The organism is Streptomyces tendae, assembly GCF_008632955.1.
Taxonomy (GTDB): domain Bacteria; phylum Actinomycetota; class Actinomycetes; order Streptomycetales; family Streptomycetaceae; genus Streptomyces.
The window spans coordinates 3,439,025-3,460,058 of record NZ_CP043959.1; the positions used below are offsets into that span (position 1 = coordinate 3,439,025).

Annotated in this window: 16 protein-coding genes; 13 read left to right on the plus strand and 3 right to left on the minus strand. The window is 73.1% G+C overall.

Features of this window, described 5'->3' with window-relative positions; genetic code table 11:
* The first annotated feature begins 118 nt into the window (after positions 1-118).
* The 8 genes from F3L20_RS15830 to F3L20_RS15865 all read left to right on the plus strand — a co-directional run bounded on the left by F3L20_RS15830 (position 119) and on the right by F3L20_RS15865 (position 10,587).
* Entirely contained in the window at positions 119-886 is a 768-nt protein-coding gene (locus F3L20_RS15830; RefSeq protein ID WP_240810916.1) for a (2Fe-2S)-binding protein, read from the plus strand.
* A gap of 37 nt (positions 887-923) precedes the next feature.
* Positions 924-2,075, plus strand: a complete 1,152-nt coding sequence (gene glgA, locus F3L20_RS15835) for a glycogen synthase (protein WP_150154943.1) — start codon at positions 924-926, stop codon at positions 2,073-2,075.
* A 51-nt stretch (positions 2,076-2,126) separates the two neighbouring features.
* Positions 2,127-3,347 carry a glucose-1-phosphate adenylyltransferase gene (glgC, locus tag F3L20_RS15840; RefSeq protein ID WP_150154944.1) on the plus strand — a complete coding sequence of 407 codons (1,221 nt, stop codon included), beginning with the start codon at positions 2,127-2,129 and terminating at the stop codon, positions 3,345-3,347.
* A 181-nt stretch (positions 3,348-3,528) separates the two neighbouring features.
* Complete coding sequence (locus tag F3L20_RS15845; protein ID WP_150154945.1) at positions 3,529-6,147, plus strand: PA14 domain-containing protein; 2,619 nt, start codon at positions 3,529-3,531, stop codon at positions 6,145-6,147.
* A 247-nt stretch (positions 6,148-6,394) separates the two neighbouring features.
* Positions 6,395-7,822 carry a wax ester/triacylglycerol synthase family O-acyltransferase gene (locus F3L20_RS15850; RefSeq protein WP_150154946.1) on the plus strand — a complete coding sequence of 476 codons (1,428 nt, stop codon included), beginning with the start codon at positions 6,395-6,397 and terminating at the stop codon, positions 7,820-7,822.
* Between the two features lie 104 nt (positions 7,823-7,926).
* Positions 7,927-9,420 carry an SDR family NAD(P)-dependent oxidoreductase gene (locus F3L20_RS15855; RefSeq protein ID WP_150154947.1) on the plus strand — a complete coding sequence of 498 codons (1,494 nt, stop codon included), beginning with the start codon at positions 7,927-7,929 and terminating at the stop codon, positions 9,418-9,420.
* Positions 9,421-9,834: 414 nt separating this feature from the next.
* Positions 9,835-10,008 carry a hypothetical protein gene (locus tag F3L20_RS15860; RefSeq protein WP_106966952.1) on the plus strand — a complete coding sequence of 58 codons (174 nt, stop codon included), beginning with the start codon at positions 9,835-9,837 and terminating at the stop codon, positions 10,006-10,008.
* 57 nt (positions 10,009-10,065) lie between these two features.
* On the plus strand, positions 10,066-10,587 hold the full coding sequence (locus tag F3L20_RS15865) for a GNAT family N-acetyltransferase (RefSeq protein ID WP_145824811.1): 522 nt from the start codon (positions 10,066-10,068) through the stop codon (positions 10,585-10,587).
* On the opposite strand, the gene F3L20_RS15870 is transcribed toward F3L20_RS15865, so the two are convergent.
* Complete coding sequence (locus F3L20_RS15870) at positions 10,559-10,954, minus strand: VOC family protein (RefSeq protein WP_150154948.1); 396 nt, start codon at positions 10,952-10,954, stop codon at positions 10,559-10,561. The two genes, F3L20_RS15865 and F3L20_RS15870, sit on opposite strands and share 29 nt — an antisense overlap.
* Positions 10,955-11,407: 453 nt before the next feature.
* On the opposite strand from F3L20_RS15870, the gene F3L20_RS15875 reads away from it, so the two are divergent.
* Positions 11,408-12,247, plus strand: a complete 840-nt coding sequence (locus tag F3L20_RS15875) for an SDR family NAD(P)-dependent oxidoreductase (RefSeq protein WP_150154949.1) — start codon at positions 11,408-11,410, stop codon at positions 12,245-12,247.
* 56 nt (positions 12,248-12,303) lie between these two features.
* Here F3L20_RS15875 and F3L20_RS15880 read toward each other — a convergent pair whose 3' ends face one another.
* On the minus strand, positions 12,304-13,293 hold the full coding sequence (locus F3L20_RS15880) for an FAD-dependent oxidoreductase (protein ID WP_240810647.1): 990 nt from the start codon (positions 13,291-13,293) through the stop codon (positions 12,304-12,306).
* 412 nt (positions 13,294-13,705) lie between these two features.
* On the opposite strand from F3L20_RS15880, the gene F3L20_RS15885 reads away from it, so the two are divergent.
* The 4 genes from F3L20_RS15885 (at position 13,706) to F3L20_RS15900 (ending at position 17,661) form a co-directional block, all read left to right on the plus strand.
* A complete protein-coding gene (locus tag F3L20_RS15885; protein WP_150154950.1) occupies positions 13,706-14,671 on the plus strand; it encodes an AfsR/SARP family transcriptional regulator in 966 nt (321 codons plus the stop codon).
* 63 nt (positions 14,672-14,734) lie between these two features.
* Positions 14,735-15,154 (plus strand): type II toxin-antitoxin system RatA family toxin, encoded by a 420-nt coding sequence (locus tag F3L20_RS15890; protein ID WP_150154951.1) that lies wholly within the window; start codon positions 14,735-14,737, stop codon positions 15,152-15,154.
* 13 nt (positions 15,155-15,167) lie between these two features.
* Positions 15,168-16,436 carry an aspartate aminotransferase family protein gene (locus F3L20_RS15895; RefSeq protein WP_150154952.1) on the plus strand — a complete coding sequence of 423 codons (1,269 nt, stop codon included), beginning with the start codon at positions 15,168-15,170 and terminating at the stop codon, positions 16,434-16,436.
* A 49-nt stretch (positions 16,437-16,485) separates the two neighbouring features.
* Positions 16,486-17,661, plus strand: a complete 1,176-nt coding sequence (locus F3L20_RS15900) for a thioester reductase domain-containing protein (protein WP_150154953.1) — start codon at positions 16,486-16,488, stop codon at positions 17,659-17,661.
* A 242-nt stretch (positions 17,662-17,903) separates the two neighbouring features.
* On the opposite strand, the gene F3L20_RS35270 is transcribed toward F3L20_RS15900, so the two are convergent.
* Complete coding sequence (locus F3L20_RS35270) at positions 17,904-20,699, minus strand: LuxR family transcriptional regulator (RefSeq protein WP_150154954.1); 2,796 nt, start codon at positions 20,697-20,699, stop codon at positions 17,904-17,906.
* Positions 20,700-21,034: the final 335 nt, after the last annotated feature.

Sequence of the window (21,034 nt, forward strand, 5' to 3'; positions counted from 1 at the left end):
TCGTCGTCCCTGAGCACCCAATGCGTCCTACTGCCGATGGAGTACGGGGGCGCCCCCGTCATCCCCTGGGTGGGGGCCAGGGGACCGAGGCCCCTGACACCCACTCGCCTCGGCGGACTTGGTAGTACTGCACCTCGTGGACCTCGACCCGCGCCTCACCGCCCTCCGTGACCTCGGTGGCTTCTTCGTCCTGCGTGCGGCGGAGGAAGCCGGCCGCCGCCTGCCCACGCTCGACCAGGCATACGGCCCCCGCCGCCCGGATGTTCAGGGTGACCCCCTGATCGATCTCCTGACCGACCCCCTGGCCGTGCGGGTGCGCCGGGTCGGGGCCGCCCTGCGCGCCCCCGAGCCGCGGGTCGCCGCCTCCGTGGCGCATCAGGGTCTGGCCGCCCGCCTGTGGTCCGCGGCCCTCGGCTGCGCCGCGCTGTACGGCGCCGTCCCCGACCTCGCCCCGGGGGCGATGCGCTGGGACCCCGAGGGGAGCGCCCCCGACGACCTGTGGCTGACCGAGGTCCGGCCGCTGCCCGGCGACGCGGCGACCCTCGCGGACGTGGTGCTGCACGGCCATCTGGAACCGCTCGCCGCCGCCCTGCGCGCCCGTCACCGCCTCGCGCCCGGCCTCCTGCGCGGCAACGCCGCCTCCGCCCTGGCCGCCGCGGCCCGCGAACTGGGCCGCCACGCCCGGCCGGACGTGGCCTCCCGGGCCGCCCGGCTGTGCCGCGAGCTCCTCGCCCACCCCCTGCTCACCGGCTCCGGCACGCTCACCGGCACCACCTTCCGGCGCCGCAGCTGCTGCCTGTACTACCGGGTGCCCGGCGGGGGCGTCTGCGGCGACTGTTGCTTCGTTCGGCCGCCCCGCTCTTCCCCACGCGCCCCGTCTGGGTGACCATGAGAGCGACGTCCGCGCAGACAGGGGGTTCAGGGTGCGAGTGGGACTGCTGACCCGGGAGTACCCCCCGGACGTGTACGGGGGCGCCGGGGTCCACGTGGAGTTCCTGGCCCGGGAGCTGCGGTCCCTGGTGGACCTGGAGGTGCACTGCTGGGGCGAGGGCCGCACCGACGGCGTGCTGCGCCACCGCTCCTGGCCGTCGCTCGACGGCGCCAACGACGCGCTGCGCACCTTCTCCGTGGACCTCGCCATGGCCGCCGCCCTCCAGGGCCGCGAGCTGGTCCACTCCCACACCTGGTACGCCAACCTCGGCGGCCACCTCGCCAAACTGCTGTACGGCATCCCGCACGTGGTCACCGCCCACTCCCTGGAGCCGCTGCGCCCCTGGAAGGCCGAGCAGCTGGGCGGCGGCTACGCCTTGTCGAGCTGGGCGGAGCGCACCGCCTACGAGGCCGCCGACGCGGTGATCGCCGTGTCCGGTGCCATGCGCGACGACATCCTGGAGTGCTACCCCGCGCTGGACCCGGCCCGGGTGCACGTGGTGCACAACGGCATCGACACCGCCCTCTACCGGCCCGACCCGGGCACGGACGCGCTGGACCGGATCGGCCTGGACCGCTCCCGCCCGTACGTGCTGTTCGTCGGCCGGATCACCCGGCAGAAGGGCGTGCCCCACCTGCTGCGGGCGGTGCGGGACATCGACCCCGCCGCGCAGGTGGTGCTGTGCGCGGGCGCCCCGGACACCCCGGAGATCGACCGCGAGTTCCGCGAGCTGTACGACGAGCTGAGCCGGGTCCGCGACGGCGTGCACTGGATCCCGCAGATGCTGCCCCGCCCGGAGGTGATCCAGCTGCTCACGCACGCCGCCGTGTTCGCCTGCCCCTCGGTGTACGAGCCGCTCGGCATCGTGAACCTGGAGGCGATGGCGTGCGGCACCGCGGTGGTCGCCTCCCGCGTGGGAGGCATCCCGGAGGTCGTGGACGACGGCAGGACCGGGCTGCTGGTGGACCTGGACGACGACTTCGAGGCGGCGCTCACCCGGGCGCTGGACGCGGTGCTCGGCGACCCGGACACCGCCCGGGCGATGGGCGAGGCGGGACGGGAGCGCGCGGTGACCGAGTTCGGCTGGGACGCGGTGGCGCGCCGCACGGCCGGACTGTACGAGGAGATCGGCGAACAGGCTTAGCCCGGCCCGTCCGGGGCAGTCATGGGAAAACTCGGCGTGAGGGGAGCGGCCATGCGTCGTGGTGGTCCTTCGGTCCTGGGAATCGTGCTGGCGGGCGGCGAGGGCAAGCGCCTGATGCCCCTCACGGCGGACCGCGCCAAACCGGCGGTCACCTTCGGCGGCACCTACCGCCTGGTCGACTTCGTGCTGTCCAACCTGGTGAACGCCGACATCCTGCGGATCTGCGTGCTCACGCAGTACAAGTCGCACTCGCTGGACCGGCACGTCACCACCACCTGGCGGATGTCCAGCCTGCTCGGCAACTACGTCACCCCGGTCCCCGCACAGCAGCGCCTCGGTCCGCACTGGTACCTGGGCAGCGCCGACGCCATCCTGCAGTCGCTGAACCTGATCTACGACGAGCGCCCGGAGTACGTGGCGGTGTTCGGCGCCGACCACGTGTACCGCATGGATCCGCGCCAGATGCTCAACCAGCACATCGAGAGCGGCGCCGGCGTCACCGTGGCCGGGATCCGGGTGCCGCGCGCGGAGTCGTCCGCGTTCGGGGTGATCACGCCGGGCTCCGACGGGCAGGCCGTGGAGCGCTTCCTGGAGAAGCCCGCCGATCCGCCCGGCCTCGCCGACGACCCCGAGTGCGTGTTCGCCTCCATGGGCAACTACCTCTTCACCACCAAGGCGCTCGTCGAGGCACTCCAGCGGGACGCCGAGGACGACAACTCGGTGCACGACATGGGCGGTTCCATCCTGCCCCAGCTCACCGAGCGGGGCGAGGCCCATCTGTACGACTTCAGCACCAACCACGTGCCGGGGGAGACCAGCCGCGACCAGGGCTACTGGCGGGACGTCGGCACGCTCGACGCGTACTACGACGCGCACATGGACCTGATCGCCGAGCGCCCCGCGTTCAACCTGTACAACCGCCAGTGGCCCATCTACACGCACTCCGGGCAGCTCTCGCCGGCCCGGTTCAACGCGGGCGGCATCGCCAGCGAGTCGATCATCAGCGCCGGGTGCCTGATCCGGGGGCAGGTGACGCGGTCGGTGCTGTCGCCGGGCGTGGTCGTCGACCCGGGAGCGGTGGTGCAGGGCTCGGTGCTGCACGACAACGTGCACATCGGGCGGGGCGCGGTGGTGCGCGGGGCGGTGCTGGACAAGAACGTGGAGGTGCCGCCGGGCGCGACGATCGGGGTCAACCCGGAGCGCGACGCGGAGCTGTACACCGTGTCCAAGGGCGGCGTGATCGCGCTCGGCAAGGGGCAGTTGGTGCCGTAGCGGCCCGTCATGAAGGCCCCGGTCGTACGAGACGGCCGGGGTCTTTGTCATGTCCCTGGACTGCTGACGGAATCCGTGCTGTTATGCCAAGTGCTGTTCTTTGACAACGTTGTACGGGACTGACAACGCACAGAACAGAACATGCACAGCGAGCCGTCACTTCCTCACCGACGGAGGATCCGTGCGCATCAGACGCCTCAGGAACCGCTTCGCCCTCCTCCTGGCCACCGCGCTGGGCGTCACCGGACTCGGCGCGACCGGGCCCGCCGCGAGCGCGGCGGAGGACGACCCCGTGGAGATCCACGGACTGAGGGGCGAGTACTGGACCCACTCCGCCCCCGGCGCCTTCGACTTCCACGAGCTGAAGGCCGTCGCCTTCGACTCCCACCTCGACTTCGACAACCTGGAGCCGCGCCTGAGCCTCACCACGGGCCGGGCCGACGACGTCAGCGTCCGCTGGACCGGCAGGATCGTGCCGGAGACCACCGGCGCCCACACCTTCTCGGTCAGCGCCGACAACGGGTTCCGCCTGTGGGTCGACGGCCGCCTCGCCATCGACCACTGGGTCGACGACTGGGACGTGGAACAGACCGCCGAACCGATCGACCTGACCGCGGGCCGCGCCTACGACATCAAGGTCGAGTACTTCGAGCACTACGGGGGCTCCAACTTCCACCTGCGCTGGACCCCGCCCGGCGGCACCAAGGCACCGGTGCCCCGGTCGGCGTTCCGCCTCCCGGACGGCTTCGACTACGACGGCGCGCTCGCCGCCACCGTCCTCGCCTCCGGACGCACTCTGAAACTCGACTTCCCCCGGCCGCTCGCCACGCCCCCGGCCGGCTTCACCGACCACGTCAACGCGGTGATCGGCGGCGCCACCTGGCCCCTGACCTCGGCGGAACCCGACCCGGCCGACCCGAAGGCGCTGCTGGTCACGCTCGGCGAGCCCGTCGTCGGCAACAGGACGGGCACCGCCCGCGGCAGCGCCGACGTGCGCTACGACGGCCAGGGCGGCCTGACGACCACCGACGGCGACCCCGTGGACGCCTTCCTCAGCAGCGGACCCAACCGCTCCACCCATGAGCTGCGCACCCGGTGGGCCGACCAGGTGGGTCCCGGCAACGCCCACCCCGAGTACCCGCGCCCGCAGCTCACCCGGGACGCGTGGCGCAACCTCAACGGCAGCTGGCAGTTCGCCGCCGCCGAGGAGGGCGAGGGCCCGCCCGTGGGCCGCACCCTGAAGGAGCGCGTCCTGGTGCCGTACCCGGTGGAGTCCCAGCTCTCCGGAATCCAGCGGCACGAGGACCGCATGTGGTACCGCCGCACCTTCACCGTGCCGCGCGACTGGCACATCGGCTCCGGCAAGCGGCTGCGCCTGAACTTCCAGGCGGTCGACTGGCGCGCCGAGGTGTACGTCAACGGCACGAAGGTCACCGCGCACGAGGGCGGCTACGACAAGTTCGCCGTGGACGTCACGGACGCGCTCAGGCGGAGCGGCCCCCAGGAGCTGATCGTCGGCGTGTACGACCCGACGGACGCCGCCGACGGCGAGAACCCGCCGATGGGCAAGCAGCGCCTCGACCCGAGCGGCATCTGGTACACGCCCAGCTCCGGCATCTGGCAGACGGTGTGGATGGAGCCGGTCGCCCGCGACCACGTGGACTCCCTGAAGCTCGTCCCCGACGTGGCGGGCGAGAGGCTCTCCGTGGAGGCGAAGGGCGTCCGCGCGGGTCTGCCCGTCACGGCCACCGCCTACGACGGACGGCGCAAGGTCGCCACCGTGTCAGGCCGTACCGGACAGCCGCTCAGCCTGAAGATCAGGAAGCCGCACCTGTGGTCACCCGACGACCCGTTCCTGTACGACCTGAAGGTCACCGTCGGCGCCGACCGCGTGAGCAGCTACTTCGGCATGCGCTCCATCGCCGTGGAGAAGATCGACGGCGTGCCGCGCACGGTCCTCAACGGCAAGCCCGTCTTCCTGATGGCCACCCTCGACCAGGGCTTCTGGCCCGACGGCCTGCACACGGCGCCCACCGACGAGGCCCTCGCGTACGACCTCAAGGCGCACAAGCAGCTCGGCTTCAACTCCGTGCGCAAGCACATCAAGGTCGAACCCGACCGCTGGTTCTACTGGGCCGACCGGCTCGGGCTGATGGTGTGGCAGGACATGCCCTCCATGCGGGACGCCCGCAACCCGGACGCCGAGGCCCGCGCCCGCTACGAGCGCGAGATGAAGGAGATGATCGACGAGCACATCAGCAGTCCGTCGATCGTCATGTGGGTCACCTTCAACGAGGGCTGGGGTCAGTACGACGTCGGCCGGGTCGCCGCGCAGGCCAAGTCCTGGGACCCCAGCCGGCTGGTCAACAACCAGTCCGGCCTCAACCTCGGCGCCGACGGCGGCACCGGCGACATCATGGACGAGCACGGCTACCCGAGCCCGGCCCTGCCGCCCCGCCCGGACGGTGAACGCGCCCTGGTCAGCGGCGAGTACGGCGGTCTCGGCCTCGCGGTGCCCGGCCACGCCTGGCCCGTGCAGCAGTCGTACGTCGACGTCGACCCGGCCACGTACACCGACGACTACCTCACCAAGCTCGACGAGGTACGGGCCCTGGTGTGCAAGGGCGGCAACGGCGCCGTCTACACCCAGATCTCCGACGTCGAGGGCGAGCTCAACGGTCTGCTCACCTACGACCGGCGGGTGATGAAGCCCGACGTGCCGAGGGTGCGGGCCGCTCAACGGGACCTGATCCGGGACGCCTCCCGGGCCCGCCCCGCGGGCTGCCCGGCCGCGGAATGACCGGCTCCGGCGGCGGGCCGCGCCCGTCCGGGTGGCGTGCGTCCGGGTGGCGTCCGTCGACCCGCCGGGCGGGCGCGACGCCGCCGTAGCCCCCGCTGTCACCCCGTCTCCGCCCCTTCTGCCGTAGTGGCAGAAGGGGCGGAGACGTCACATGCTGTTAACTATGTGTAGCCAGATCGTACTTGACCGTAATCGGCCGGGAGCGATTGACTGCTGATCCGTTCCCGTCGTCGACGCGAGGCCGCCCATGACCGCAGACCCGCTCGCCCCCCTGGACCTGGCGTTCTGGAACATCGAGTCCGCCGGGCATCCGATGCACCTCGCGGCGCTCGGAGTCTTCACGGCCGGCTCACCCTCCGCGGCCGCCCACGCGGCGGACCTGCTGGCCGCCCGGGCGGCCGCCGTCCCCGGACTGCGCATGCGCATCCGGGACACCTGGGAGCCGCTCGGCCTGCGGCGCTCGCTGTCCGCACTGAGCCGCCCCTGGCCGGCCACCGGCGAACCGCTGACGGCCGCGCTGCGCAGGCCGCTGGCCTCCGCCGTGCGCCGCTCCCTCGCCTTCGGCGGCGCCACCCGCGAACCCGACCCCGGCTTCGACCCGCTGAACCACGTCCGGCTGCATCCGGCGACGGCCGACTTCCACGCCGCCGCCGGCGCGCTGATGGGGCACCCGCTGGAGCGCACCCGGCCGCCCTGGGAGGCTCATGTGCTGCCGGGGGAGGACGGCGCCCGCTTCGCCGTCCTGTTCAAGTTCCACCACGCCCTCGCCGACGGCCTGCGCGCGCTCACCCTGGCCGCCGCGCTGATGGACCCGATGGACCTGCCCACGCCCCGCCCCCGCCCCGCCGAACCGCCCCGCGGACTCGTCCCCGACGTGCGCGAGGTGCCCGGCCTGGTGCGCGAGGCGCTCGCGGACGCCGGCCGCGCCCTGGACATCGGCGCCGCCGTCGCCAGGTCCACCCTCGACATGCGCTCCTCGCCCGCGCTGACCTGCGCGCCCAGCGGCACCCGCCGCACCGCCGGTGTCGTCGTCGACCTCGACGACGTGCACCGCATCCGCAAGAGCGCCGGCGGCACTGTCAACGACGTCCTCATCGCGGTCGTCGCCGGCGCGCTGCGCCGCTGGCTCGACGAACGCGGCGACGGCAGCGACGGCGTCGCCCCGCGCGCCCTCGTCCCCGTCTCCCGCCGCCGTCCGCGTACCGCCCACCCACAGGGCAACCGGCTGTCCGGGTACTTGATACAGCTCCCGGTCGACGAGCGGGACCCGCTCGCCCGGCTGACCCGGGTGCGCACCGCCATGGACCGTAACAAGGAGGCGGGCCCGCACCGCGGCGCGGGCGCCGTCGCCCTGCTCGCCGAGCACGTGCCGCCGCTCGGCCACCGGCTCGGCGGACCGCTGCTCGGCCAGGCGGCCCGGCTCTGGTTCGACGTCCTGGTCACCAGCGTGCCGCTGCCCGGCTTCGGCCTGCGGCTCGGCGGCGACCCGCTCGGCGCCGTGTTCCCGCTCGCCCCGCTGGCCCCCGGCCACTCCCTGGCGGTCGCCGTCTCCACCTACCGGGGACGCGTCCACTACGGCCTGGTCGCCGACGGCGCGGCCGTCGAGGACCTCGACCGGCTCGCCCGCGCGGTGACCGAGGAGGTGTCGGCACTCACCGTGGCCTGCGATCACTGAGCGCAGCGGTTTTGGTGCTGCGGCCCGGCGCTCCGTAAAATCCCCCGTTCGACAGCGGACGCGGACGGAGCGCCGCGCGAACCGAAGCGGGAACGGCAGCGGCGATGACGGTGACACAGGACGGCCCCGGGACCACGGACGAGGTGGCGTACGGGCCGGGCATCGACCCGGAGCGGCTGGCCGTCTGCCTGAGCGTGCTCGAGGAACTCGACGGCATCGACGTCGACCACCCGGACGCGATCGCGGTCCGGCGGGCCACCTCGCACATCTACCGCACGGTCAAGCAGCGCCGCCGCCAGGAGCGCCGGGCCGCCAAGACCGCGCACGACAAGGCGGTCACCGAGGCCACCGCCACCGGCTCCGCCGAGCGCATCGACGACGAGACCGAGGGCATCCTGCCCTCCTCCCGCGTCGAGGCGGGACGGATCGCCGGGATACTCCAGCGCCCCCGCTCCTGCTACGTCTGCAAGACCCGCTACGTCGAGGTCGACTACTTCTACCACCAGCTCTGCCCGACGTGCGCCGACGAGAACCGGACGCGGCGCGAGGCCCGCGCCGACCTCACCGGCAAGCGGGCGCTGCTCACCGGCGGACGCGCCAAGATCGGGATGTACATCGCGCTGCGGCTGCTGCGCGACGGCGCCCACACCACGATCACCACGCGCTTCCCCAAGGACGCCATCCGCCGGTTCAGGGCCATGGACGACTCCGGGGACTGGATGCACCGCCTCGAGGTCGTCGGCATCGACCTGCGCGACCCGGGCCAGGCCGTCGCGCTCGCCGACCAGGTCGCCGAGCAGGGGCCGCTCGACATCCTGATCAACAACGCCACCCAGACCGTACGCCGGCTGCCCTCCGCGTACGCCGCGCTCGTCGAGGGCGAGAGCGCCCCGCTGCCGGCCGGTGAGCTGCCCGCCCACCATGTCATCGGCGCCTTCAACTCCGGCGCGGTCGACGGGCTGACCGCGCTGCCCGCCGGGGTCAGCGGCCTCGACGCGCAGGCGGTGGCCGACCTGGCCCTCGTCGCGGGCAACGCCAGCGTGGAGCGGCACCGGGACGGCACCGCCATCGACGCGGGCGGTCTGGTGCCGGACGTCGTCGACTCCAACACCTGGGTGCAGACCATCGAGCAGATCTCCCCGGTGGAGCTGCTGGAGACCCAGCTGTGCAACTACACGGCGCCGTTCATCCTGATCAGCAAGCTGCGCCCGGCGATGGCCGAGGCGGCCCGCCGCTCGTCCTCGAAGCGCGCCTACGTCGTCAACGTCTCCGCGATGGAGGGCGTGTTCGCCCGCGGCTACAAGGGTGCCGGCCACCCCAACACCAACGCGGCCAAGGCAGCAATGAACATGGTGACGCGGACCAGCGCGCAGGAGATGTTCGACGCCGACCGCATCCTGATGACGTCGGTCGACACGGGCTGGATCACCGACGAGCGCCCGCACTTCGACAAGCTGCGCCTCGCCGAGGAGGGCTTCCACGCCCCGCTCGACCTGGTCGACGGCGCGGCCCGGGTGTACGACCCGATCGTGCGCGGCGAGGCGGGCGAGGACCTGTACGGGGTGTTCCTGAAGGACTACGCGCCCGGCCGCTGGTGAGCCGCGCGGACGGCCGGGGACCGCCGAACGGCGTCCCGGCCGTCCGGACTTGTCCGGTACATCGGCACTCGTGTACTCCGATCGAGTGAGCTTCGTTGTGCATTCTGTCACGACATGGCAGGAAATAGCCCCTGATGATGGGCGATCCGTCATGTGATTGTTACAGCCAGTTTCCAGCCCCATCGAGCAGGGGGCCGCTCATTTGGTTAATCTGAGTCGGACGGACAGCAGCAAGGGTCATACCCGCACCCACGATCCGTCATGGGACTGCCGGTTCACCACGGCCTGCTCCCCCTCGAACGACCGGCGCCACCGCGTCCGACGGCATTGGACACAGACCCGATCGGACGGCGTGCGCAGGCACAGGGCCGACGCAGTACGTCCCGAGGGTGACCGACACATAAGGAGTGCGCGGTGACACCGGAGCAGACGAAACTCGAACAGCGCCCTGACGAACGCACGCAGCGTTCCGGCCGCCGGCCGGGGGAACTGGGAAGCCTCGACGTGTGGGCCCGCTCGGCCCCGATCCGCCTCGCCGGCTACGAGGAGGACCTCGCCGAGCCGCACATCCTCCCCAGCGTCGACTGACACCCCTTCTCCCCCCGCACCCGCACCCCCGTCCGCGGGCGTGCCAGACTCGCGTCCATGCTGATCAGGGAAGCGAGCCCCGACGACTGGCCGCGCATTTGGCCGTTCTGGCACCGCATCGTCGCCGCGGGCGAGACCTACACCTGGGACCCGGGCACCTCCGAGGAGGCCGCCCGGGCCCTGTGGATGAGCCCCGCGAAGCAGGTGTACGTCGTCGAGGACGACGCCCAGGCCGTCGTCGCCTCCGCCTACCTCACCCCCAACTACGGCGGCCCCGCCCGGGACGTCGCCAACGCCGGCTTCATGGTCGACCCCGACCACGCCGGCCGGGGCGTCGGACGTCTCCTCGCCGAGCACGTGCTGGCCGCGGCGCGCGACGCCGGCTACCGGGGCATGGTGTTCAACGCCGTCGTCGAGACCAACCCCGCCGTGACACTGTGGACCTCGCTCGGGTTCACGGTCCTCGGCACGGTCCCCGAGGCGTTCGACCACCCCCGGCACGGCCGCGTGGGGCTGCACGTCATGTACCGCCCGCTCCGACCGGACCCCGTCAGGGACGGACGTACGGCCGGGTCATGATCTCCATGTTGTGGCCGTCCGGGTCGTCGAAGTAGGCGCCCCGGCCGCCGAAGAGCGTGTTCACCCGGCCCGGTTCGGTGTGCGGCGGGTCGGCGTAGTACGTCACCCCGGCCGCCTCCAGGCGCGCGATCATCGCGTCGAACCGCTCCTCGGGCACCAGGAACGCGTAGTGCTGGGACTGCACGGGCTCGTCCCGCTTCTCGTAGTAGTCGAGGGTCACGCCGTTGCCCAGGTCGACCGGGAGGAACGGGCCGAACGGCGCCCCCACCTCCAGCCCCAGGACCCCCGCGAGGAACTCGGCGGAGCGCCTGCGGTCACGGGCGTAGACGGCGGTGTGGTTCAACTGGACGTGCGGTGCTGCGGACATGGCTGTCTCTCGTCTCCGGGGTCGGTTCGTCGATCCCCGCCGGCGTGGAGCGCGGCGGGCGGAAGGAACGACCGACGGCGGAGGCGCACGCGCCCGCCCCGGACTCACTCCGGAGCCGGGAGCACCGTTCTCGTAAGGCCTGAGGCCGACCCGGCAGTCACGGGGCCGACCCTAGTTCCGAGGTGCCGGTGCCGGCAACGCGTTTCGGGGGAGGCGCGCTGACGTGTCAGGGGGTGTCAGGACGCGGGCCAGGGTGTGATCCGGTTCGTTACGGTGCGAGCGCGGGCCTGGCCGGCGTGCGCGGGAACCGTTCGCCGAGGACGTGACGTGCGGGAGTGGCTCATGGATGAGGGGCCGGCGAACCGGCGGACGACTCCGGAGGTGCCTCGCGCGTGCCGGCCGGCCCGTGCCCACGGACGCGAGGAACCGGTCGTCATGCCGAAAGGGAACACCATGGGTACTGTCCCCACCGCCCCGCCCACCGCACTGGTCACCGGTGCCTCCTCCGGTCTGGGAAGGGAGTTCGCCGCCCGGCTCGCCGCCCGGGGGCACGACCTCGTCCTGGTGGCACGCTCCCGCGACCGGCTGGAGGCCGTGGCCGAGGAGCTCACCAAGGCCCACGGGGTGACCGTCCACGTGCTGGTCCACGACCTCGCCCGGCCCGGCGCGGGACGCGCGGTGGCACGGGAACTCGCCGAGCGCTCGCTGACGGTCGGCCTGCTGGTCAACAACGCCGGCTTCGGCACCGCCGGGCGCTTCGAGGAGATCCCCGCCGAACGCGACCACGACCTGCTGATGGTGAACGTCGTCGCCCTGGTCGACCTCACCCACGCGCTGCTGCCCGGCATGCTGGAACGCGGCTCCGGCGCCGTCCTCAACGTCGGCTCCACCGCGGGCTACCAGCCCAGTCCCTACCTCTCGGTGTACAGCGCCTCCAAGACGTTCGTCCTGAACTTCTCGCTCGCGCTGCGCCAGGAGTACCGCGGCCGTGGCATCCGCGTCACCGCGCTGTGCCCCGGTCCCGTCGAGACGCGCTTCTTCGAGGTGGTCGGCACCCGCAACGCCGCCGTCGCCGGGCGCTTCACCACCCCCGAACCGGTCGTCAGGGCCGGCCTGAAGGCCCTGGACCGCGACCGGGCCTACGTCACGCCCGGGCTGGGCAACGCGGTCATGGCCCACCTCAACGCCCGGCGTCCGCGCGCCCTGATCGCCTGGGTCGGCGAACGCGTCTGCCGCAAGGTGCTCAGGACCGAGGCCGCCCCGGGGGCCGCCGTGGAGAGCGGGGCCCGCTGACGGCCACGCCGGCACCGGGCCCGGCGGCCCACGGGACCGGCGCCGAGGGCCGCCGGTCAGCGGAAGCGGTCGGGGGAGAGGAAGTCCAGGCCGGTGGCCGGGGTGTCGCCGCGCACCACATCGGCCAGCGCCTCCCCGACGGCCGGCGCGAGCGCGAAGCCGTAGCCGTTCTCGCCGCCCGCCACGACCAGACGCGCGTCCCCGCCCGGGCGGCCGAGCAGGAACCGCCCGTCCGGGGTGCGGGTCCGGGTGCTCAGCGCCACCCTGGTCGGCCGCGGCCGCAGCCCCGGCAGCCTGACGGGCAGGATCCTCGCCGGCTCCGACCAGTCCTCCGACGTCACGGAACGGTCGGTGTCCTCCGGGTCGACCGGTTTCGCCGCCACCCCGGCGTCGTCCAGGCCGAGTTCGACGCCGTCCCCGCCCTCCGCGCCGTTGCCCCACAGCACACGGCCGTCCTCGAGCTCGCGTGCGAAGGCGGGGAACTCCTCCGGCCCGAATCCACTGTCCGGCTCGTAGGGGCGGAACCAGGCCAACGGCCTGCGGACGGTCTCCAGAGGCAGCTCCGGCAGGAACCCGGTCAGCCAGGCGCCCGCCGTCAGCACCACCTGGCGCACCCGCACCGACCGTTGCGCGGTGTGCAGCCGCACGCCGCCCGGCACCGGCTCCACCCGGGTCACCCGGCAGTCCGCGAGGACCCGGGCGCCCGCCTCCTCGGCCAGGGCGACGGCCGTGCGCACCGCTCGCTCGGGCCGGATCAGCGCCGCCGACGGCTCGTACACACCGATGTGGCGGTCCGGTACACCGGTGTGGCGCGGGTACTGGAAGCGCAGCGCGCTCGCCGAGAACGTCCGCACCCGCACCCCGTGAGCGCGGGCGGCCCGCAGCGCGCCCCCGGCCAGCGGCCCGTTCTCCGTGCCGACGGTCAGTGCGCCGCACACCACCAGCAGGCGCTCCTGTCCGGTGTCCTCCATCTCGGACCACAGCTCCCGCGAGCGCCGCGCCAGCGGCACGAGCCCGGGGTGCTGCGGACAGGCCAGCCGCAGCACCCGGGCGTGGCCGTGCGAGGAACCCGAGGGCGTGACCGGGCGCGAACCGCTCGAACCCGATGACGTCGACGTCCCGGGACGCCAGCCGCCAGAGCGCCGACGCCCCCCACGCCCCCAGTCCCACCACCGCGGTCTCGGCGTCCCAACGCGTCATGTCACCACTCCCTGCCCTCCGGCTCCCGTACCGCGCCCAGCGGACCACGGGCGGGCGCGCGCGGGCCTGAGTAACCGTTACTCACCTTGACGCCCCGGCCGGCCGCGACCGGCGTGGGCGACGCGCCGCCAGGGCGCCGATGTGACGCAGCGTCACCGCGTTTTGGAGTACCTGAGTACTCATGTGTCCGGGCCCGCCCGCGTGATCACCTGCTGGAGCGCGGAGCGGAACGGGCCGCGAAGACCGGTGGAGGTGGCGATGCAGTTCCGGGTGCTGGGGTCTCCTGGGATCCACGACGACGTCAGGGGGCGGAGCGTACGGCTGACCAGTCCCAAGCAGCGGGTGCTGCTCGGGGCGTTGACGGTGCGCCTGGGAACGCCGGTGCCGACCGAGGAGCTGATCCGGGAGCTGTGGGGGGACGACGCGCCGGACAAGGCAGGCAACGCCCTCCAGGCGCACGTCTCCCGGCTGCGTCAGCAGCTCGTCGAGGCGGAGCCCTCGCGGGTGAACACCCCGCGCCTGGTGGTCCGCGGGCCCGGCTATGTGCTGCAGGCCCGTCCCGAGGAGCTGGACAGCGTGCAGTTCCGGTTGCAGGTGACCCGGGCCAGGCGGCTGCTGGACGCCGACCCGCACACGGCGGCCCTGCTGCTGCGCAAGGCCCTCGGTCTGTGGCGCGGCCCGGCCCTGGACGGCGCCGGCGGACCGCTGTGCGCCGCCGCCGCGGCCCGGCTCGAGGACGAACGGCTGCTGGCCCTCGAGGACCTGTGCGAGGCGTCGCTGCGGCTCGGCCGGCACCACGAGGTGGTGCGCCGGCTGGAGGAACTGGTCGCCGCACATCCCTCGCGTCCCCGCTTCCGGGAACAGCTCACCCTCGCGCTGCGGCGCTGCGGCAGACACAGCGAGGCGCGCGCGGTGGACGAGGCACCCCGTGACCCGCTCCCCGCTGAGCCCGTGGCACCGGCGCACACCGGCAACGTCCGGGTTCTCCGCGACGCCGCCGGCGTCCGCCCGGGCGTCCCCGAACCGGCGCCGGGGGAGCGGCCGGCCGACCGGACCGGCACCACGGAGTCCCCGGACCGCCCCGGCACCCGTCTCGAACTCGTGCGGCTGCGCGGACGGCTCGAGGAGCTGACCCTGCAACAGCACGCCCTGCGCGCGGAGATGGAGCGCCTGATGGCGCTGATGGAGGAGTCCACCGCCCTCCCGCGCCGGGACTCCGCGTGAGCGCACGCACCGCCGGCCGGCTCGGCGGACCCCGCACCACCCGCACCGCGAAAGGACACGTACATGGCCGTCATGCATCGGACCCTCACCGGTTCCGCCACCCCCGACCAGGTGTGGAAGGCGCTGCTGGACGTCGAGGCGTTCCCCGACTACATGGAAGGCGTCAGCGAGGTGACCGTCACCGGCGGGGACGGTGACCGGCGGGAGAGCAGCTGGATCGTCGAGCTCAAGGGCTCGGAGATGGAGTGGGAGCAGGAGGACGTCCTCGACCACGTCGCACGCCGCTGGGAGTTCCGCCAGACCGACGGCGACCTCGCCGAGTACCGGGGCCACTGGCAGGTCGGCGAGGACCCGTCGGGCGTCTCCCTCGAACTGAAGGTGGAGTTCGACATCGGACTGCCGATGGTCGCCGACATGATCCACCCCGCCGTCGTCCGCGCCCTCGAGGGGTATCAGCGGGGCGTGCTGGACCGGAGTGCGTGAGGGGACCGTGACGATGACAGAGCCGACCGGCACTTCCCCGCGCACACCCGTCGTCGACGCGAAGGAGACCTTCCGCAGGGTCAAGCGTCACTTCTCCCCGGCGCTCGCCGTCGCGGGCAGGTTCACCGGCCAGGGGGCGGTGGAGTCCGCCGCCGAGGGCAGCCGGGTCACCCTCTCCGACGGACGCGAGGTGCTGGACTTCGGCTCCTACGCCGTCGCCCTGCTCGGACACCGCAACCCGGCGATCGTCGAGGCGGTACGCGCCCAGCTGGACGTGATGCCCACCTCGACCCGCTCGGTGCAGAGCCCGGTCGCCCCGCTGGCCGCAGAACGCCTCACCGCGTACCTCGGCGGCTCGCTCGGCCGGGTCTACTTCGGCTGCGGCGGCGCCGACGTGGTCGAGGCGTCCGTCAAGCTCGCCCGGACGGCCACCGGCCGCACCACGGTCGTCGCCGTCCGGGGCGCCTTCCACGGCAAGACACTCGGCGCCCTCGCGCTGACCGACAACCCGCGGTTCAAGGCGGGACTCGAACCGCTGCTCCAGGGCGTCGTGCACATCGACCCCGAGGACCCCGAGGCCGTCGCGAAGGTGGTGCGCGAGCACGACGTGGCCGCCCTCGTGTTCGAGCCGGTGCAGGCGGAGAACGGCGTGCGTCTGCTCGACCCGGCGGTCCTCGCACGGTGGTGCCGGGACGCCCATGGGCACGGCGCCCTCGTCGTCGCCGACGAGATCCAGGCCGGGCTGCGGCGCTGCGGTGCCCCGTCCCTGGCCCTGGAGTACGGGCTGGACGTGGACGGCGTCCTGCTCGGCAAGCCGCTCGGCGGCGGGGTCCTGCCGGTCTCCGCCGTGGTGGGCAACGACACGCTGTTCGCGCCGCTGCTGGCCGATCCGATGCTGCACACCGCCACGTTCAGCGGTCACCCGCTGAGCACCGCGGTGATCCCCCGGGCCCTGGACCTCGTCGAGGAGTGGGCCGAGAACGGCGACATGCTCGCCCGTGCCATGGAACAGGGCCTGGCCGACCTGCGCGAGGCCCACCCGGAGGCGGTGGCCGCCACCCGCGGACGAGGTCTGCTGTGGGGCGTCGACCTGCGCACACCCGAACTGGCCGGCGGCGTCCTGACCGGACTCGCTCAGCGCTCCGTCGTCGTCTCCCCGTGCCTGAGCCGGCCCGCCACCATCCGCCTGCTCCCGCCGATCGTCGCCACCGAGACCGAGGTCAAGGAGGCGATGGCCCTGCTCTCCGACGCGGTGGCCGAGGCGGCCCTCGCCGCGGCCTGACGCACACCCCGCGCCCCGCGCACGTCCCCGGAAGGACCGTAGACAACAGATGACTTCGACGATGACCACGGAAGGCGCCGAGGAGTTCGCCGGCGACGTCGTCCTGGCGGACGACATCGCCGGGTTCCCGGCACCGGACCCGCAGACGGTGTCGGAGGTGTTCCTCACCGGCGCGACCGGGTTCCTCGGGGCCTTCCTCCTCCGTGACCTGCTGCGTCAGGGCCTGGTCGTGCACTGCCTCGTGCGGGGCGCGGACACCGCGGCCGCCCGGGACCGGCTGACCGCCAACCTGCGCGCCCTCGAACTGCTCGACGACGTCGACCTCGACCGGGTGCGGGTGTACACCGGCGACGTGACCAAGCCGCGGCTCGGGCTGGCCGAGGACACGTACGCAGGCCTCGCCCGCCGGGTCGGCGCGGTCTACCACTCCGCGGCCAAGGTCAACTTCCTCACCCTCTACAAGTGGCTGCGCAAGTCCACCGTGGAGGCCACGCACGGCATCCTGCGCTTCGCGTGCGCGGCCCGGGCCACGCTGCACCACGTGTCCACCACCGGTGTGTTCGAGCCCGGGGCGGACCGTCCGCCCCGGGCCGAGCTCGATCCCACCGGGCCGCCGGAGGCGCTGTCGCTGGGCTACACCAAGAGCAAGTGGGTCGCCGAGCAGCTGGTGCTGGAGGCGTCCCGCCGCGGGGTGCCGGTGACGATCCACCGGCCCGGCCAGGTGTGGGGCGACTCGGTCACCGGTGCCTGTCAGCCCAACGACTTCGTGTGGCGCTTCATCAAGGGCGCCGTACAGGTGGGCCTCTACCCGCGCCGGTTCCGGCTGGAGATGAACATGGTGCCGGTGGACTACGTCAGCGCGGCGATCGTCGCCGCCTCCCGGCTTCCGGAGGGGACCGGCGGGATCTACCACCAGGTGAGTCCGCGCACCCTGACGTCGGACGAGATCCTCAGGCTGCTGCGCGGCGTCGGCTACGAGCTGCCGGAGGTCTCCATCCTGAGGTGGATGAAGGCCGTCGCGGCCGACCTCACCAACTCCATGGCACCGCTGCTGAGCATCCTTGTGGAGTCGGAGAAGGTCGAGGTCGCGCGGTTCGCCGACGAGGCCACTCGCGACCTGCTCGACGGGACGGGCATCGTCTGCCCCGACATCGACGACAAGGTCTTCGGCACCTACGTGGCCTATTTCGTCCGGCAGGGTGTCCTGCCCGCTCCGGGCGCGTAACACCCGGCGTTCGCCCACAGCGGTGTCCCGCGAGGAGTGCCTCGCGGGACACCGCTTCGCTGTGCGCGCACGGCGGACGGCGGGCACCGGGCGGCGGGCGGCGGGCGGCCGGGGCACCGGGCACCGGGAGGGGCCGGGGTCGCCGGGCCGCCGCGTGCGAAAGCCCCCCACGCCGTTCGGCGCGGGGGGCCGTGGGTCCGGGCCGCCGCAGCCGGGGAGCGTGCGGGCCCGGGGGACGGACGTCAGGCGACCTGGCCCGAATCGGCCGGGGCGACCAGGTGCAGCGCCCTGCGGGCCTCGTCGCGGTCGTGCCCGAGCCGGTCGAGGCCCCGCTTGAGGTCGTTGCGGGCCGTGATGCCGAGCTTGTGGTAGATGCGGTGCAGGTGGTTCTCGACCGTACGGACGGAGACCACGAGGCGGGTGGCGATGTCCCGGTTGGACATGCCGGTCGCCGCCAGCGCGGCCACCTCCCGCTCCCGGGGCGTCAGCGAGGCGGAGTCACTGTCCGCACGGCCGTCCTGCTCCACCCACGACGGCAGCGTGACGCCGTGGTCGCGCTGCAGGTCCCGGCAGGCCGCGGAGGCCTCCCGGCTCTTGCGGTGCTGGCCGGCCGTCCGGAAGGCGCGGGCCGCCTGGGCCGCGGCCTCGGCGGCCAACGGCAGGGCGCCCATGAGGGCCAGCGTGCGTGACACCTCCATGAGGGTGCCGCCGTCCGCGTCGGCGAGCCCTTCGACGTAGTCGGCGTAGACCCGGGTCAGGCCGCCGGCCGCACGGGCGGAACGGACCAGTTCGCGGTGCGGGAACCGCACCGCCCCGCCGTCCGTGACCCGCGCCGCCAGCAGCAGGGCCGTGGTCGCGCGGACCGTACGGCCCGCCGCGTGGGCACGCCCGGCCAGCTCGGTCGCCTGGACGGCCGCACTGTAGTGGTCGCCGGTGTGGGCGAGGACGAGCGCGCTCTCGTAGGCGGTCTCGTCCTCGGTGACGGAGGAGACGGGGCCGTCGTACCGCAGCGAACGCACCTCCACCATGGTGCGCAGCGCCTCCGTGTGGTGGCCGGACTCGGCGAGGGCGCCGGCCAGCTGGGCCAGTGGCCAGGCACCGGAGACCGGGTACTCCTCGGAGCCCTCGCCGGCGATCACCCGCCTGAGCAGGGCGACGGCCTCCTCGGGCCGGCCGAGCAGCCGCAGCAGACGGCTCCGGTCGAGGTGTGCCTGGAGCAGTACGGGCCGGCCGCGGCCGGAGTCGTGGTGCTGCACCCGCTCCAGCGCCTCGGCCGCGCCACGGATGTCCCCGAGCAGCGAGGCGCACCGCGCGGACACGGAGTCGGCCAGCGTCACGCTGGCGGCGTCCCATCCGGTGAAGGCGTCACGGTAGCCGTCCAGCAGCCTGGACGCGCCGATCACATCGCCCAGTTCGGCACGGGCGAACGCGACCGTCGGCACCAGCATCTGGGCGACCGCGGCGTCCTCGCCCCGCTCGGCCAGCACGGTCTCCCCCTGGGACACCGCATCGCTGAGCCGGTCCGCCAGCACGGAGATGAGCACACGTGTGGCGTGCAGCACCCCGGCGTGCTCGGGGCGCACCTCCGCGATCATGCGGTCCAGCAGCCGGCTCGCGTCCTGGACCCGGCCGAGGCTCCACGCCATGTTGAGGACGCGGGTGTGCAGGGCCGAGACGTACTCGGCCGGCGGCACCGGCACCCGGCAGGCCGACGCGGCGGACAGCACCTCCTCCGCCTCGGCCGGACTGCCCCGGCCCACCAGCACCTTGCCCAGCAGCAGAAGGGCCCTCACCCGGTAGGGCGCCCGCGCGGGCGACTCCTCTACGCGCGTCATCAGACGGCGTACGTCCACGGTGCCGTTCGTCCGGTCCGGCAGGGGACCGTACATCGGCGGGGCGTCCAGGTCGTCGGGCGCGTCGTGCAGGGCGAGCAGGCACATGCGCTCCGCGAGGGGGAAGTCCCGGCGGCGGGCGGCGATGCCGGCGGCCGTGAGCAACTGGTCCGGCTCGGGAACGATCCCCGCCTCCATCCGCAGCGACACGATCCGCAGGACGTCCTCGTCCCGGCGGGCCCCGGTGCGCTCCAGCGCGTCGGCGACCTCGCGGCGCAGCCGGTTCGCGGTGAGGTCGGACATGCGCGAGGCCACCACCACGCGGCTGAGCGGCACGGCCAGCCGGATCTGGACGCGGGCCCGCTTGCGCTCGACGCTCACGATGCCCCGCAGATCGAGGGATTCCGCCGCCTTGGCCAGGCCCGCCGCGGCGACGATGTCGGCCTCCAGCGGCTCGGCCACGGCGAGCATGTGGACCAGTTCGTGTTCGTCCAGGGAGAGATCGCGCAGGCTCACCCGGATCACGTCCGACAGCCGCCGTCCGGGACGTTCGGTCAGGCCCGACCACCGCCACACACCGTCGGTGCGGCGCAGCGAGCCCTCCTGGAGGGCGTGCTCCACCAGTTCGCGCAGCATGAGCGCGTTGCCGTGGGTGGCCGCCCACAGGCGCTCCAGCGTGGCGGTGTCGGTGTGGCCGCCGAGCCGGGCCCGCAGCACCCGGCCCATCGCCGCGCTGTCGAACGGCGCCACCTCGACGTGCTCGACGAGCCGCTCCACCCAGAGCTTGTCGATGCCGGTGGGCGCGGCGACGTCCTGCCGGGTGGCGGCCAGCACGCTGAGCCGCCCCGCCGCGACCAGCCGGTGCAGCCGCAGGCTGGAGGCGGCGTCCAGGGTGTGGGCGTCGTCGATGCCGACGAGTGGCCGGCCGGCGGCGGTGCCGTCCGAGGTGGAAGGCCGTACGGCCTCCAGGCATTCGGCGAGGGTGCCGAACCCCCGGGTCCCGGTGAGGGCCACCCCGCCGACGTGGAGGACGGTGCGGCCCTCCTCGGCCGCCCTGCGCAGAGCCGTGGACAGCAGACGGCTCTTTCCCACACCCGGGGCGCCGAACAGGAGGGCGCCCCCGTGCTGTCCGATGGCGGTCCTGATGGTCCGCAGCTCGGCATCTCGTGCCGTTATGGGCCAGTCGGACGTCTCATTCTTTTCCATCAACTCATGCCCCCGCATTCGAATGATTCAAGTCATCGTGCGATGCGTGCCCTGAATCCACCGGGCCGTCTGTCCGAATTTTCCTTGAACAGTCGACGAGCCGGGGACGAGTAGGTGAATGGTCAATGATTCCGGTTCCCCTCCGGTACTGATTGACACCTCGTCCACAGGGTCGTTCGGAAGACGGATGTTCGGTGGACGCTGGCCAGTATAGACCGGAAGCTCGGAAGCGGATCTGACATGCTTTCACATGCAATGTGTATGGGAAAGTGCCAGGTCAGACAGCATGTGGGAGATTTTCACGCCAGGTGGGCGGCAACTTCGACCGGCAATTC

Excerpts from the sequence above, each read along its gene's own strand:
- glgC (WP_150154944.1), top strand. The coding sequence starts at position 2,127 with ATGCGTCGTGGTGGTCCTTCGGTCCTGGGAATCGTGCTGGCGGGCGGC.
- F3L20_RS15850 (WP_150154946.1), top strand. The coding sequence starts at position 6,395 with ATGACCGCAGACCCGCTCGCCCCCCTGGACCTGGCGTTCTGGAACATC.
- F3L20_RS15855 (WP_150154947.1), top strand. The coding sequence starts at position 7,927 with ATGACGGTGACACAGGACGGCCCCGGGACCACGGACGAGGTGGCGTAC.
- F3L20_RS15865 (WP_145824811.1), top strand. The coding sequence starts at position 10,066 with ATGCTGATCAGGGAAGCGAGCCCCGACGACTGGCCGCGCATTTGGCCG.
- F3L20_RS15870 (WP_150154948.1), bottom strand. The coding sequence starts at position 10,954 with ATGTCCGCAGCACCGCACGTCCAGTTGAACCACACCGCCGTCTACGCC.
- F3L20_RS15875 (WP_150154949.1), top strand. The coding sequence starts at position 11,408 with ATGGGTACTGTCCCCACCGCCCCGCCCACCGCACTGGTCACCGGTGCC.
- F3L20_RS15885 (WP_150154950.1), top strand. The coding sequence starts at position 13,706 with ATGCAGTTCCGGGTGCTGGGGTCTCCTGGGATCCACGACGACGTCAGG.
- F3L20_RS15890 (WP_150154951.1), top strand. The coding sequence starts at position 14,735 with ATGGCCGTCATGCATCGGACCCTCACCGGTTCCGCCACCCCCGACCAG.
- F3L20_RS15895 (WP_150154952.1), top strand. The coding sequence starts at position 15,168 with ATGACAGAGCCGACCGGCACTTCCCCGCGCACACCCGTCGTCGACGCG.
- F3L20_RS15900 (WP_150154953.1), top strand. The coding sequence starts at position 16,486 with ATGACTTCGACGATGACCACGGAAGGCGCCGAGGAGTTCGCCGGCGAC.
- F3L20_RS35270 (WP_150154954.1), bottom strand. The coding sequence starts at position 20,699 with ATGGAAAAGAATGAGACGTCCGACTGGCCCATAACGGCACGAGATGCC.